Origin of the sequence: Spirosoma agri (genome assembly GCF_010747415.1) — a bacterium.
Taxonomy (GTDB): domain Bacteria; phylum Bacteroidota; class Bacteroidia; order Cytophagales; family Spirosomataceae; genus Spirosoma; species Spirosoma agri.
Map to the genome: position 1 here is coordinate 3,574,709 of NZ_JAAGNZ010000001.1, position 12,741 is coordinate 3,587,449.

11 protein-coding genes are annotated in these 12,741 nt (G+C 53.2%); 5 read left to right on the top strand and 6 right to left on the bottom strand.

What is annotated here, in order from left to right; genetic code table 11:
* Nucleotides 1–84 precede the first annotated feature (84 nt).
* The 5 genes from GK091_RS14845 to GK091_RS14865 all read left to right on the top strand — a co-directional run bounded on the left by GK091_RS14845 (nucleotide 85) and on the right by GK091_RS14865 (nucleotide 6,461).
* Nucleotides 85–1,509 (top strand): glycoside hydrolase family 88 protein, encoded by a 1,425-nt coding sequence (locus tag GK091_RS14845; RefSeq protein WP_164039675.1) that lies wholly within the window; start codon nucleotides 85–87, stop codon nucleotides 1,507–1,509.
* On the top strand, nucleotides 1,509–2,954 hold the full coding sequence (locus GK091_RS14850) for an oxidoreductase (RefSeq protein ID WP_164039678.1): 1,446 nt from the start codon (nucleotides 1,509–1,511) through the stop codon (nucleotides 2,952–2,954). The genes GK091_RS14845 and GK091_RS14850 overlap by 1 nt, the downstream gene beginning before the upstream one ends.
* A complete protein-coding gene (locus tag GK091_RS14855; protein WP_164039681.1) occupies nucleotides 2,951–3,751 on the top strand; it encodes a 3-ketoacyl-ACP reductase in 801 nt (266 codons plus the stop codon). Before GK091_RS14850 ends, GK091_RS14855 begins: the two co-directional genes overlap by 4 nt.
* Nucleotides 3,752–3,822: 71 nt before the next feature.
* Entirely contained in the window at nucleotides 3,823–5,127 is a 1,305-nt protein-coding gene (locus GK091_RS14860; RefSeq protein WP_164039683.1) for a Gfo/Idh/MocA family protein, read from the top strand.
* Between the two features lie 74 nt (nucleotides 5,128–5,201).
* A complete protein-coding gene (locus GK091_RS14865) occupies nucleotides 5,202–6,461 on the top strand; it encodes an MFS transporter (RefSeq protein ID WP_164039686.1) in 1,260 nt (419 codons plus the stop codon).
* A gap of 269 nt (nucleotides 6,462–6,730) precedes the next feature.
* Here GK091_RS14865 and GK091_RS14870 read toward each other — a convergent pair whose 3' ends face one another.
* The 6 genes from GK091_RS14870 to GK091_RS14895 form a co-directional block, all read right to left on the bottom strand.
* The gene (locus GK091_RS14870; RefSeq protein WP_164039689.1) at nucleotides 6,731–7,096 is read right to left on the bottom strand and encodes a heavy-metal-associated domain-containing protein; all 366 of its coding nucleotides are present in this window, start codon (nucleotides 7,094–7,096) and stop codon (nucleotides 6,731–6,733) included.
* Between the two features lie 37 nt (nucleotides 7,097–7,133).
* Complete coding sequence (locus tag GK091_RS14875) at nucleotides 7,134–8,669, bottom strand: hypothetical protein (protein ID WP_164039692.1); 1,536 nt, start codon at nucleotides 8,667–8,669, stop codon at nucleotides 7,134–7,136.
* A 62-nt stretch (nucleotides 8,670–8,731) separates the two neighbouring features.
* Nucleotides 8,732–9,079 carry a four-helix bundle copper-binding protein gene (locus GK091_RS14880; RefSeq protein WP_164039694.1) on the bottom strand — a complete coding sequence of 116 codons (348 nt, stop codon included), beginning with the start codon at nucleotides 9,077–9,079 and terminating at the stop codon, nucleotides 8,732–8,734.
* 140 nt (nucleotides 9,080–9,219) lie between these two features.
* Nucleotides 9,220–9,810, bottom strand: a complete 591-nt coding sequence (locus tag GK091_RS14885; RefSeq protein WP_164039697.1) for an AraC family transcriptional regulator — start codon at nucleotides 9,808–9,810, stop codon at nucleotides 9,220–9,222.
* A 5-nt stretch (nucleotides 9,811–9,815) separates the two neighbouring features.
* The gene (locus tag GK091_RS14890; RefSeq protein ID WP_164039701.1) at nucleotides 9,816–12,104 is read right to left on the bottom strand and encodes a TonB-dependent receptor; all 2,289 of its coding nucleotides are present in this window, start codon (nucleotides 12,102–12,104) and stop codon (nucleotides 9,816–9,818) included.
* 74 nt (nucleotides 12,105–12,178) lie between these two features.
* Nucleotides 12,179–12,631, bottom strand: coding sequence for an HYC_CC_PP family protein (locus tag GK091_RS14895; protein WP_164039704.1), 453 nt, complete (start codon nucleotides 12,629–12,631; stop codon nucleotides 12,179–12,181).
* Nucleotides 12,632–12,741 lie beyond the last annotated feature (110 nt).

The window sequence follows — 12,741 nt, forward strand, 5'->3', positions numbered from 1 at the left end:
TATAGTAGGTATTGCTATATGCTGCACTTTGGGACTATAACGGGCTTATCCCACGGCCTTAACCCTGCACATTTTCTTCTCAGTATGCAGATTAACAACTCATTACAGCCCATCGATCTATCCGCAAAACTTGATCAGTTCTGGGCCCTCTCCGGTCAGAAAATCCAGCTGATCAATCAACAGTATGATCTATCGAAAGGCTCACCCGTCTTCACGGTGCAGGGCCAGTATACTACTCGTGGCTGGACCGAGTGGACGCAGGGCTTTCAGTTTGGGTCGGCAATTTTGCAGTTTGATGCTACCGACGAATCCGAATTTCTGGACATAGGTCGCCAGAATACTCTAAACCGGATGGCGCCCCACATCAGCCATACCGGCGTTCACGATCATGGCTTCAACAACGTCAGCACGTATGGTAATCTGCTTCGACTGATGCAGGAAGGCCGAATTCCGTACAATGCCTGGGAGAAAAACGTGTACGAACTGGCGCTGAAAATTTCGGGAGCCGTTCAGGCCAGCCGCTGGACAACCCTTAAAAAGAACAAGACAGCCGATGCGGGTTTTATCAGTTCCTTCAACGGGCCACACTCCCTGTTTGTCGACACCATCCGTTCGTGCCGGGCGTTGGTGCTGAGTCATGCGCTGGGCCATGTTTTTCAGGGCGAAGGTGACGTCAAAATCAACCTGCTCGACCGGGCAATTCAGCACATGAAAGCCACCGCCGACTATGCGGTCTTCTACGGGGAAGGGCGCGATACCTATGATGTGTGGGGTCGAACGGCGCACGAAAGTGTGTTCAATGTGAAAGATGGCAATTTTCGCTGTCCGAATTCGCAACAGGGTTACTCCGGATTCACGACCTGGACGCGTGGACTGGCCTGGGCCATGTGCGGATTTGCCGAAGAACTCGAGTGGCTCGCCACCCGCAGCGATGCCGAACTTGACCCGTTCGGCGGACGAACGACGATCGAAGCATTTATGCGTAAAGCCGCAACGGCCACCTGCGATTTTTTCATTGACCAAACGCCCACCGACGGCATTCCCTACTGGGACACGGGCGCGCCAAATTTATACCGACTGGGCGATTACCTCAATCGTCCGGCGGACCCGTACAACAATGTGGAGCCGGTTGACAGTTCGGCAGCGGCTATTGGTGCACAAGGGTTACTGCGTTTGGGCAACTACCTGATGGCAGCCGGTGAACCCGATGTTGGTCGGCGCTACTGGCAGGCTGGCTTAACGGTGCTCGATACGCTTCTCGCGGCACCCTATCTAAGCACGGATCCAACACACCAGGGGCTGATACTGCATTCTATTTATCACCGGCCCAACGGCTGGGACTACGTGCCACCCGGCAGTATGATTGCTTATGGCGAATCGAGCATGTGGGGCGATTACCACGCCCGCGAAGTCGCGCTTTACGTGCAGCGCATCATCCGTAACGAGCCATACTACACCTTCTTTAACGGGATTGCCGAACCACGGATCTCCGAAACGAACCTGGCCTGATGAGCGAGAAATATAAACCCCGGTTTCCCCGCATGGCCCAGCTAAAAACGGTGGCTGACCTGCGCCATTATCTGCAAACGAACGACATCGACCTTCCGGTTGACGAAGCGTTAGTACCTCCATCCGAAAGCCCGTTCAACCAATCGATTCCGCTTAAATCCGGCAAAACAATTGGCAATAGTCTTTGCATTTTACCCATGGAAGGCTGGGACGGCACTACCGAGGGCCGACCAACCGACCTCACCCGAAATCGCTGGCAGAAATTCGCGATCAGTGGCGCTAAACTGTTGTTCGGTTGCGAAGCCGTAGCAGTCTGCCATTCGGGCAAGGCCAATCCGAATCAGCTAGTCCTGAACGAGGAGACGTTCGCTGACTTTGTGGCGCTACGGCGCTTGCTTCTGGAGGAGCACACTGCAGCGTTTGGCACGACCGACGATTTGGTAATTGGCCTCCAGCTTACCCATTCCGGACGTTTCTGCAAACCGAACAGTTCTAAAACGTTCGAGCCGAAGATCGTGTACAGCCACCCGATTCTAAACAGCAAGTTCGGCATGGCGGCTGACTATCCACCGCTGCTGGATGAGGACATTGACCGCGTCATCGAACAATACGTCGACGCGGCTGTACTGGCGCAAAAAGCCGGTTTCGACTTCGTGGACGTCAAACATTGTCATGGTTACCTGGGCCACGAATTTCTAAGTGCCGTCCATCGGGAGGGGCGCTACGGCGGTTCATTCGAGAATCGGACACGCTACCTGCGAACCATCGTTGCCGGTATTCACAAGGCAGCCCCTGGGCTGGAAATCGGCATTCGCTTGAGCGCATTCGATATGCTCCCATTCAGGAAAGGGCCCGCCGACATCGGTATTCCCGAAGCAATAGAGCCTTACCCGTTTGCTTTTGGCGGGGCCTCAAATGGACTGGAGCCTGACCTGACCGAAACCAAGGCATTGCTATCGCTGGTCGAATCGCTCGGCATACAGCTGGTGTGCATTACGGGTGGAAGCCCTTATTACAATCCGCATCTGATGCGCCCGGCCCTGTTTCCGCCCTCCGATGGCTACCTGCCCCCCGAAGACCCGCTGCTGGGTGTCAAGCGTCAGATCGACGTGACCTACGCACTAAAACTGGCCTTCCCGGAGCTGGTGTTTATTGGGTCGGGCTATTCGTATTTACAGGAGTGGCTTCCCCATGTGGCGCAGCACGTTTTGCGGTCGGGCATGGCCGATAGCGTCGGTTTCGGGCGTATGGTTCTCTCCTATCCGACCATGCCCGCTGATCTGCTTGCAGGTCGTTCGCTGGTTCGCAACCAAATTTGCCGCACGTTTTCCGACTGTACCACAGCTCCGCGTAACGGGCTGGTTTCGGGTTGCTATCCGCTGGATACGCTCTACAAGAAGAGTCCCGAGGCCGGTCAGCTCAAAGCCATAAAAGAACGCCTGTGAACACAACGGAACGCTCGCTCCATCGCACCGGTCCGGTCGCGTTCATAACCGGTGGTAGCCGGGGCATCGGTTATGGCATTGCCCAACACTTGGCCAGGGCGGGATTCGACCTGGCGATCAACGGAGTGCGGCCCGAAGAAGCGGTCAACGATGCGCTGGACGACCTGCGAAAACTAGGGAGCGATGTGCTTTACTGCCCCGGCGATATTGCGTCGGCAGAAGCCAGGTTAACCATGGTAGAACGGATCAAATCCCATTTTGGGCGGCTGAATGTACTGGTCAACAACGCAGGCGTGGCCCCGAACGAACGACGGGACATTCTCGATGCAACGGAAGAAAGCTTCCACTACGTTCTCTCAACCAATTTGCAGGGCCCCTATTTCCTGACGCAGTCCGTCGCCAACTGGCTGATTGCTCAATCGGGCCAACAGGCTGATTTTTGGGGCTGTATCATCAACGTGTCCTCGGTTTCGGCAACTGTAGCCTCCGTTAACCGGGGCGAATATTGTGTAGCAAAAGCTGGATTGAGTATGGCCACTCAACTATTCGCGGTTCGGTTGGGCGAGTACAACATTCCGGTTTATGAAGTACGACCGGGTATCATAAAAACTGACATGACGGCGGGCGTTACCGCCAAATACGATGCGTTGCTTGAGTCCGGACTTTGCGTTCAGAAACGCTGGGGGCTGGCCGACGATGTTGGCCGGGCCGTTGCCGCGCTGGCCCGAGGTGATTTCCCCTACTCGACTGGGCAGGTCATTCTGGTCGATGGTGGGTTGACGTTACCAAGATTATAACTCTTTTTTTAAGTCGCTCCATATCAAGGCGATAAAGTTTATCAATACCTATTCCTAAATCCGTTAGAACCATGCATTCCAATCAAGTTTCCCGACGAGACGTCCTCAAGGCAGGGGTAGTCGGTTCGCTGGCCACCATCGGCCTTCCTACTTTCATTCCGGCCAGTGCCTTTGGAGCCAACGACCGTATCCGTGTGGCTGTCATCGGCATCAATGGCCGGGGTAAAGATCACATTCAGGGCATTCAAAAACAGAAAGACGTAGAGGTAGTCACGCTCTGCGATGTGGATAGTACAGTGTTGCAAACCGGCGCGGCTGAATTCGAGAAGAAGTACGGCAAAAAGGTCCAGACAATGGCCGACCTGCGACAGGTTTACGACGACAAAAACATCGACGCCGTAACGATTGCTACGCCCAATCACTGGCACGCGCTGGCGGTTATCTGGGCCTGTCAGGCCGGTAAAGATGTGTACGTCGAGAAACCGGGGGCACACAATCTGTACGAGGGCCGTAAACTGGTGGAAGCCGCGACGCGCTACAATCGGATTGTTCAGCACGGGGTCCAATTGCGGAGTTCGGTAGCGATTCAGGAAGCCATCAAGCACCTGCGCGACGGCCTGATTGGGAACGTGTACATGGCGCGGGGCCTGGTCTATAAATGGCGGCCCGATATCGGCAACAAAGGCACCTCCCCCGTACCCACCGAGCTTAACTGGAACCTGTGGCAGGGACCGGCGCAGACCAAGGAGTTCAGCAAAAATTATGTTCACTACAACTGGCACTGGTTCTGGGATTACGGCAATGGCGACATTGGCAACCAGGGCATCCACGAAACAGATCTTTGCATGTGGGGTCTGGACGTGGGACTGCCCGAAGAGATAACATCAGCGGGTGGCAAGTTTCTCTGGAAAGACTGCAAGGAAACGCCCGAAACGCTTACCTCGGTCTACAAATACCCCAAAGAAGGCAAAGTGATTCAGTTTGAGGTGCGCCCCTGGATGACGAACAAAGAAGATGGTGTCGAGATCGGTAACATTTTTTACGGCGACAAGGGCTACATGGTCATCAACGGCTATTCGGATTACAAAACGTTTCTCGGCAAAGAACGGGCACCCGGCCCGGCCCGCAACGAAGGGGGCGATCACTACGCGAATTTCATCGAAGCCGTGCGGTCTCGGGACAAGTCAAAACAGAACGGTCCGGTCGAAACGGCTCATCTATCGTCAGGCATCGCGCATTTGGGCAACATCGCGTATCGGTTAGGTCGTACGCTGCACTTCGACCCCAAAAATGAAGTGTTCGTTGGCGATAAGGAAGCCAATCAGATGCTCACCCGTAAATACCGGGCTCCCTTTTTGGTTCCGGAAAAAGTATAGTCAACAAGGGTCGGCACCGGTTCGTGGCCTGTAAACAGCTGCGAACCGGTGCCAACACTAATCGATTTGACCTCATGAAACCACTGCTTACGCCTGAACCAATGGCAACCAATCGTACGGTCATCAGTCAGCTTTGGCAACTGCCGGTGCTGGTGGCTGCGCTGGGTTACCTGGTCGATATGTACGATTTATTTCTGTTCAGCGTCGTTCGTGTGCCCAGCCTGAAAGCACTGGGTATTGACGGCGATCGATTGCTCAACGAAGGAATTTTACTACTGAATTCACAAATGGCGGGTTTGCTGATCGGTGGTATTTTCTGGGGTGTGCTGGGCGATAAACGCGGTCGGTTATCCGTGCTGTTCGGCTCCATCCTGCTTTACTCGCTGGCAAATATTGCCAATGGGTTTGTCACCTCACTACCCCAATACGCCCTGCTGCGCTTCATCGCCGGGATCGGTCTGGCGGGTGAACTAGGGGCAGGCATTACACTCGTCACCGAAATTTTACCCAAAGAAATTCGGGGTTACGGCACTACGCTAGTGGCAACCATGGGCGTGTTGGGCGCTATTCTGGCTTACTTCGTTGCCGATCTGTTCGCATGGCGTGTCTCCTATTTTATCGGGGGCGGCATGGGCTTACTATTACTCGTTCTGCGCGTAAACGTATTGGAGTCAGGCATGTTCATCAGCATGAAGCAACGGGTGCTGCCGCGCGGTAACGTCTTGATGCTCTTTACGTCCGGCTCCCGGCTGGCCACCTATGTTCAGTGTATTCTGGTCGGATTACCCATCTGGTTTGTGGTAGGTATTCTCATCACGTTCTCCCCGGAACTGGGCAAAGCACTGGGATTGAGCGAGCCCGTAGTTGCCGGGAAAGCCGTTATGCTGAGTTTTTCGGGCCAGGTGCTGGGTGATCTGGTCAGCGGCTTTTTAAGTCAGTATATGCGTAGCCGTAAAAAAGTCATCCGGCTGTTCATGGTACTCTCGCTACTCGTTATGCTCATTTATCTACTGGCACCCGTGCGCGATACAACCTGGTTTTATATCATCTGCGTTTGCCTCGGTTTCGCGAATGGCTACTGGACCTTGTTCGTAACCATTGCCGCCGAGTTGTTCGGCACCAACCTCCGGGCCACCGTAGCGACTACCGTACCGAATTTCGTCCGGGGGGGCACCATTCCGTTAAGCGCGCTATTTATTCAATTAAAGCCTGTGCTGGGAACAGTTTACAGTGCATTAGCCGTAGGGCTGGCCACGGTAAGCGTTGCCCTCGTAGCCCTCTCCTACCTCAACGAAACCTTCACCAAAGAGCTGGATTACGTCGAGGAAGATTAAGTGCCTGCCCAAACTTTTCAAAGCAAGCTACAACTGGCGTGTCTTTGTCATTCTGACGAAGCCGGGCTTAAAGAAGTCAAACAGGCGCTCACATTACTCTCGATAATGCTGCATGGCCCAGGCAGGATTTATTCAGTTGACAATCCAACCAACACGCTCAAGACGACCAGCCACTATTTTTCCACATACTCATCCATTCGGGATTTTCCCATAGCAAAAGCGGCCAGACATCTCAAGATGTCTGGCCGCTTTTAGTGCAAACCATATTTTTATTGGTGGTCCATACCGCCACTTTTTTTGCAGCAACTGGGCAATTTGTTGTAGCCTGCTTCATCAGCGGGGATTTCTTCGGCATCGTAGCCGGTTTTGCTGATGTTCGCTTTCAACTTGGTAATGTCCGTTTTAGCCGGATTGTATTTGATCGTTACTACTTTCGTTTTCACGTCGAGGTCCGCTTCTTTAACGCCCTTCTCGAAGGTCAGATTACGCTCAATGCGCGACTTGCACATACTGCATATGGCCGATGTTTTGATTTTGACCTCTTTTTCTTTATCATCGCGGGTTGGTGCACCAGCGAAAAGGTTGCCCACGATCATCAGCGAAGTCAGGGCGGTCAGGAACAGGTTACGAAACATGGCTGTAAGTGGTTTATAGTGAACTGAAAACGAAAAATTAATTAGAATGGTGCCCGCTCATGCGATGCATTTTATTCATGGTCATCAGGCTGGGCGAAAGGCGCAGATAAATCTGTCCGGAGATCGGTGTGTTGCCATAGAGCCTCTGCAAGATGCGGTCCGGCTTAGCGCCCGTTAGCTGCGCGCCAAGCGTCAAATCCGTGTTACGGCGCTGTGCCAATCGGTAATTCATGCCCAATGTCAGGTTGTTGATGGCAAAAACCCCGGTATAGTCTGGTGGCAGTCCCTGGTTATCGTAAAACGTAATGCTTAACTCCTGAGCCGATTTGCGAACGTTTTCATAGCGTCCATAAAACGCGAATCGGTCAACCTGGACACTACTTTCGGCGAGAAACGAATTTTCGCCGGTGCCATCATGGCTGTTCCGACCCCATACCAACGCAGAGGTGACGTAACTCGCCGGCCCCAATCCCTTACTGTGTAAAACCGACGCCGTTGTCCGCGTAACGTTCTCGCCGGGATGCGCTTCTTCCGGATCGGTCAGAAACCCCTGCGAAAACTGGAAGGCCAGCGATGGCGATGGATTGATCGAGAGCCGATAGGAGTAACTGTCAAACTTGGGTTTATCGAAGTTGTACCGATTTTCGTCGGGTTCACGACCTTTGAACGTCGATCCCTCTATTTTGGCCCATTTATACCGAAACCCAACCGTTGCGACGCCAAACAGGATATGGGAAGCGTCCTGCCAGTGGTGACTCAACGGCGCATCGGGGTTATTGAACGACGAGATCCGGTGCATGAATGCGGGGGGGCCAAGCGCCGGTTCACCGGGGTAGCCTACGTACCCGAACAGGTCAATGTCTTTGCTGAATGCGTGGCTGTAACTGACCGACAATTCCGAGACGAGATCGTGCGGATGCTGCTTGTCGATAAGAGGCTGACCTTTATAAGTTTCGCCCGTCTGGAACAGCAATGGATACCCACCATTACCAACGGTCAGCGGGTCGAGCGAGAGCATGGCCCGCACCTGAAACAACCCCCGCTGTCCAACTTTACGTTGCGCCATACCCATAAACCAGTTGGGTGCGCCAAGCTGCTGCGCCCGACCACGCCCGTTGGCATTGGTAGCATTCTGACTCGTGTAGCGCAGGTAGATGGCGTAATGCAGCATGTAGCTCCACCCCTTTTGTGTCGGGTGAGTCATGTAGGCGTACATGGGCGTGTTATCGGGGTGCCACGACGTACCCGACCCGTTGCGGTTCATCGGCAGGTTACGCGACAGGGAGTGCGTCATGCCCGGCATGGATTTGCCTGACATTGTCGTGTCCATCGTCAGGCCATAATTTAGCTCGTGCATTCCGGCCATTGACTCGTCCATATGCATCCCCTCGTGCCCCGAGTGATCCATCGGTTTTGTCGTATCGTTCTTTGTTTTTGCGCCGGACTGACCTTTCATGGGCATTGTCATCGTTGGCGTTTTGCCTACTCCGGGTGCACCTTCGTGGTGTTGATGCTGGCCAAAGGCAAGGCTATAGGTCAGTAGCACAAAGGCGTATATAAGTCGTTTACTCATAAGTCATTTAGAAAAAAACTGGGATAGTGCATAGGTGTAAGTAGGACTACCCCAGTCTGGAATTAAGCGGCCATCCGGCGGCACTCGTCAGCGCACTTCCGGCAGGCTTCGGCGCAGGCTTTGCAATGGGCAAAATGGTCGGCGTGTTTTTCACACTCAGCGGCACAGGCTTCGCAGGCTTCTGCGCATACCTGCATGAACGATTGCATAAACTGCGAGCCACGCGCTGCCAGGCGACCGCATAGCGTGCAGATATCGGCGCAATCCCGGCTGAGTTTGATACAGGCCGTCATGTCGTGACCTTTGCTGTCAACATCACCCGATTCAAGGCAGGCGGTGGCACATTCTTCACAGGCTTTAGCGCAATCGAAACAGGTGTCAACGTGTGCGGTCATTGTCATGTTTTCCATAATCGTCGGTAAGTTTATCGTCTATTGACCACCATTGGTCTGACAAAATAACTAACCACCGGCTATTCAGTTTTTACATAATTACGGCTGGAGTTTATAAGGAGCCAGTGGGCGATGGCTAGTCACGTTTTTGCGCTCGTCTACTCCTTCATCGGTTCGTTTTGTAAGACCTTGTCCAGACTGTGCCGTTCGACGAGGGCGGCCTTCCGAAAGTGTCCCGGCGTCTGTCCCGTCACATTTTTGAACTGATTCGACAAATGCTGTACACTGCTGTAACCCAACCGCCAGGCCATTTCGCTCAATGTCAGTTCGTCATACCGCAGCCACTCTTTTACCTTCTCAATTTTCAAGGCAATGACGTATTTCTCGACCGTGTACTGTTCATTAGCGGAGAACAAGCCACTCATGTACGAGTATTCGTAACCAAGTTTGCGCTCCAGAAACGTCGAGTAGTTCTCGGTTGGTAGCCGCTCCCCTTTCAGGTGCTGTATCTCATTGATCAACAGCACTTTCATGTGTTCAACCAGCGACTGCTTTTTATCATCGACAAGATCGAATCCATTCGCCTGCAACATCGTCCGGATCGTATCGCGGGTGATCGGTGCGGGTAGCTCCGCAATAGTCACCTCCCCAAGCGTTATGTGATTGACGGTGAGGCCCAGTTTTTCAAGCTCTTCGCGCACAACCCGTTTACACCGGTCGCACACCATATTTCGGATGGTCAATGTCATACTAATTAACGTTGAGGTTTGAAACGAAAGCCAGCATATACCAGTTGCCCGGTAACGGGTCCCCACACCCGCGCGCCCGCATCAAAACTGGTTCCAAATGGATCGTTTGGCGCAACGATGGGGTTCTGCTGCCGAAAGCCGGTCAAATTTTCACCCCCCAGATAAATCTCCCAACCACTCCGAAAGGCCCGACTAACCTGCGCGTTGAGGTTATAAAATCCGGGCGAAAACTCGACTGGCATGTTATCGTACGTGGTATGCACGTAGCCTTCCTGCAAATACGGTATCCGCCGAGGACCGTTCCATTGCAGTGTCGCATCGAACTTCCACTTATCGAAAGGCAGTGCATAACCCGCATTCAACAAAACGCGGTCACGGCTAACCATCATCTTCGGCAGTAGCCGTTCCTCACCGAATGGACCACCCATGCTCTGCTTCACATCGAACAATCGGTAGGCCGCCTTTACCTCAAACCGTTTGGCGGGCTGAACAGTCAGCTCAGCCTGAAAACTGTTCGCAAACGAAGGCCCCTGTAGGTTGTAGAAATACAGTTCGCGCGGATGTTCAATATCGACGATCAGCTGATTCTGAAAATTTGTTCGGTAATAATCCACCGTGAGTGACGCCTTTTTGCGCAACAGCTGAAAGTCATCGGTGAGACTAAGCCCATAATTCCAGGACACTTCAGGCCGTACTTGTTCCGTCAGAAAAATAGCCCGTGAACTCACCAGATACCCAAAGTTTTCGGCCAGTGGGTTCGGCACCCGGAAGCCCCGACCAGTGGACGCCCGTACGGACAGGTTATCACTCAGGTTGTATTTCAGATGAAGCCGTGGGGTAAACTGGGTGCCGTACAGATTGTGAAAATCGACCCGGCCACCCGCTACCAGCGTCAGCTTTTCGGGATAAATATAAGTGTACTCCGCAAATACGCCCGGCACCGATTCAGTGCGCGCCGTGGCGATCGTTCGGTAATTCTCGCGGTAGTCATCGAGCAGATAACTCAAACCCGTTTTGATGCTGTGGTTCGTGTTATCGATGATTGTCTGATAAATCAGGTTAGCGTACAATGTCTGCTGCCGACCGTCGTAAGGGGCAAACCCGAACCGGGCCGTCTGTTCGTGATGGACGCCGTTCAGAATCAGGCCCAGCCCTTTGTAGGGTTTATCGGGGTAAAGTTTTGCCGTTTTCGAGAAAAATTCCAGCCGCTTGGTCGTGTTCAGAAAACTGTACCGCGACGTACCGAACCGGGACAACTGCCCCCCATCGCGGTCCTCGTACAGTGCCTTGACGCCAAACTGCGCCATCACTCGCTCGCTGCTGTACTTGTACCGATTGATGGCGTTGACCTGTGTGTACAGGGGCAAATCGCGAAAGCCGTCGTTGTTCTGGTCGATCTCCCGACGCAGCGTGCTGGCATGGCCGAGCACCCCCACACTCCACTTTTTGGTTAACGCTTTCGACCAGTTGGCATTCCCTTCCAGCCGCCCAAAACTATTGACGTAGCCGTTCAGGAACAGCGTTTGCTTGTCGTCCGGCTTTTGTAACTCGACGTTCATCTGGCCGCTCATCGACTCGTACCCGTTCACGACTGACCCCGCCCCCTTGCCCACATCGATACTTGTGATCCAGGTGCCGGGAATGTAATTGAGCCCAAATGTGGTGGCTAATCCGCGAACGGTCGGGATATTCTCGACATTCGTTTGTACGTATTGACCGCCCAAACCTAGAAACTGGATCTGCTTGGCACCGGTAACGGCATCGCTATACGACACGCTCACCGACGCGTTGGTCTCGAAACTTTCGGACAGATTGCAGCAGGCGGCCTTTGCCAGGGTGCGCTGCGTGATCAGTTCGGTTTGAATGGGATTGATGCGGTCGATCTGGCCTGGAGCCCCCGAAACGGTTACCTCCTGTAAGGTTCGTTCGGCCCGGAGCGTCACGACCAGTGCCGAAGCGGGATCGGTTACCGTTACCGTGTCGGATTGGTAACCTACGTAACTGATGATCAGCTGATTGATCGCTGTCTCTACGGCCAGTTCGAAGCGGCCGAGCGAATCAGTTACAGTACCTTTGGTTGTGTTTGCCCAGCGTAAGGTCGCACCGGCAAGTGGTACTCGTTTGTTGTTGACAGACTCGCTTACGGTTCCCCGAACGGATGTTCCCCGAATGGAGATTCCCCGAACGGAGTTTCCCTGTGTTGAGTCGGTGGATCGTTTATTGGCTATTGAATCGGATTGAGCCCATGCTGGCGTTATAGCCAGTAGGGCAACCCATAAAAGAATGAATCGCATGCGTTCGTTGATTGATGGAAAACACGATAGTCCCCATGACAGCGTGACATGGGTAAAGCGGCTTTATCAACGAATCAAATAAGAAGGGTATTGATCAGAGTAAGGATGTCCCGTCCCGAGCGTGATGGGGACGAATCGATAACGTTGACCGCTACCGATGTACTTTTGTTGAAGATCCAGTCAACCAGCCATGTCAGCACCACCGTCACACCGGCTAACACAGACTCGGTTAGTGTCTTGACGAATTTGGCAACTAGCTGATTCAGTGATGAGGTTACGTCTACATTCTCATAACGCTGATCGTCCTGGCAGCAATCCGTTTTTTTCAACACCGTCTGATCCGATGGCATCGTTTGTTGTTGATCGGCACAACCCGTTTGCGCTTTGGCATCGCTGAAAACGACAACCATCGTTTTCTTTTTACCACGCATCTGGCACGAATGCTCCACCAGCCCAAAGCCCGTACTGCTCAGCAGTATGACACAGGCCATCAGTAGGTTTAGGAACTGGAACAGAGTGCGTTTCATATGGGGTCAAAAGTAAAACCGGTTACGTGAAAAAGCAAACGCCCCTTATAAAACTCTAACATTATGTAAGTCTGTCGCTCAATTTTGTAAGTGGTAAATTCGTTAGCGGT

Coding starts and splice junctions, on each gene's coding strand:
- GK091_RS14870 (WP_164039689.1), bottom strand. CDS start 7,096: ATGTTTCGTAACCTGTTCCTGACCGCCCTGACTTCGCTGATGATCGTG.
- GK091_RS14885 (WP_164039697.1), bottom strand. CDS start 9,810: ATGACATTGACCATCCGAAATATGGTGTGCGACCGGTGTAAACGGGTT.
- GK091_RS14890 (WP_164039701.1), bottom strand. CDS start 12,104: ATGCGATTCATTCTTTTATGGGTTGCCCTACTGGCTATAACGCCAGCA.
- GK091_RS14895 (WP_164039704.1), bottom strand. CDS start 12,631: ATGAAACGCACTCTGTTCCAGTTCCTAAACCTACTGATGGCCTGTGTC.
- GK091_RS14850 (WP_164039678.1), top strand. CDS start 1,509: ATGAGCGAGAAATATAAACCCCGGTTTCCCCGCATGGCCCAGCTAAAA.
- GK091_RS14865 (WP_164039686.1), top strand. CDS start 5,202: ATGAAACCACTGCTTACGCCTGAACCAATGGCAACCAATCGTACGGTC.
- GK091_RS14845 (WP_164039675.1), top strand. CDS start 85: ATGCAGATTAACAACTCATTACAGCCCATCGATCTATCCGCAAAACTT.
- GK091_RS14880 (WP_164039694.1), bottom strand. CDS start 9,079: ATGGAAAACATGACAATGACCGCACACGTTGACACCTGTTTCGATTGC.
- GK091_RS14875 (WP_164039692.1), bottom strand. CDS start 8,669: ATGAGTAAACGACTTATATACGCCTTTGTGCTACTGACCTATAGCCTT.
- GK091_RS14860 (WP_164039683.1), top strand. CDS start 3,823: ATGCATTCCAATCAAGTTTCCCGACGAGACGTCCTCAAGGCAGGGGTA.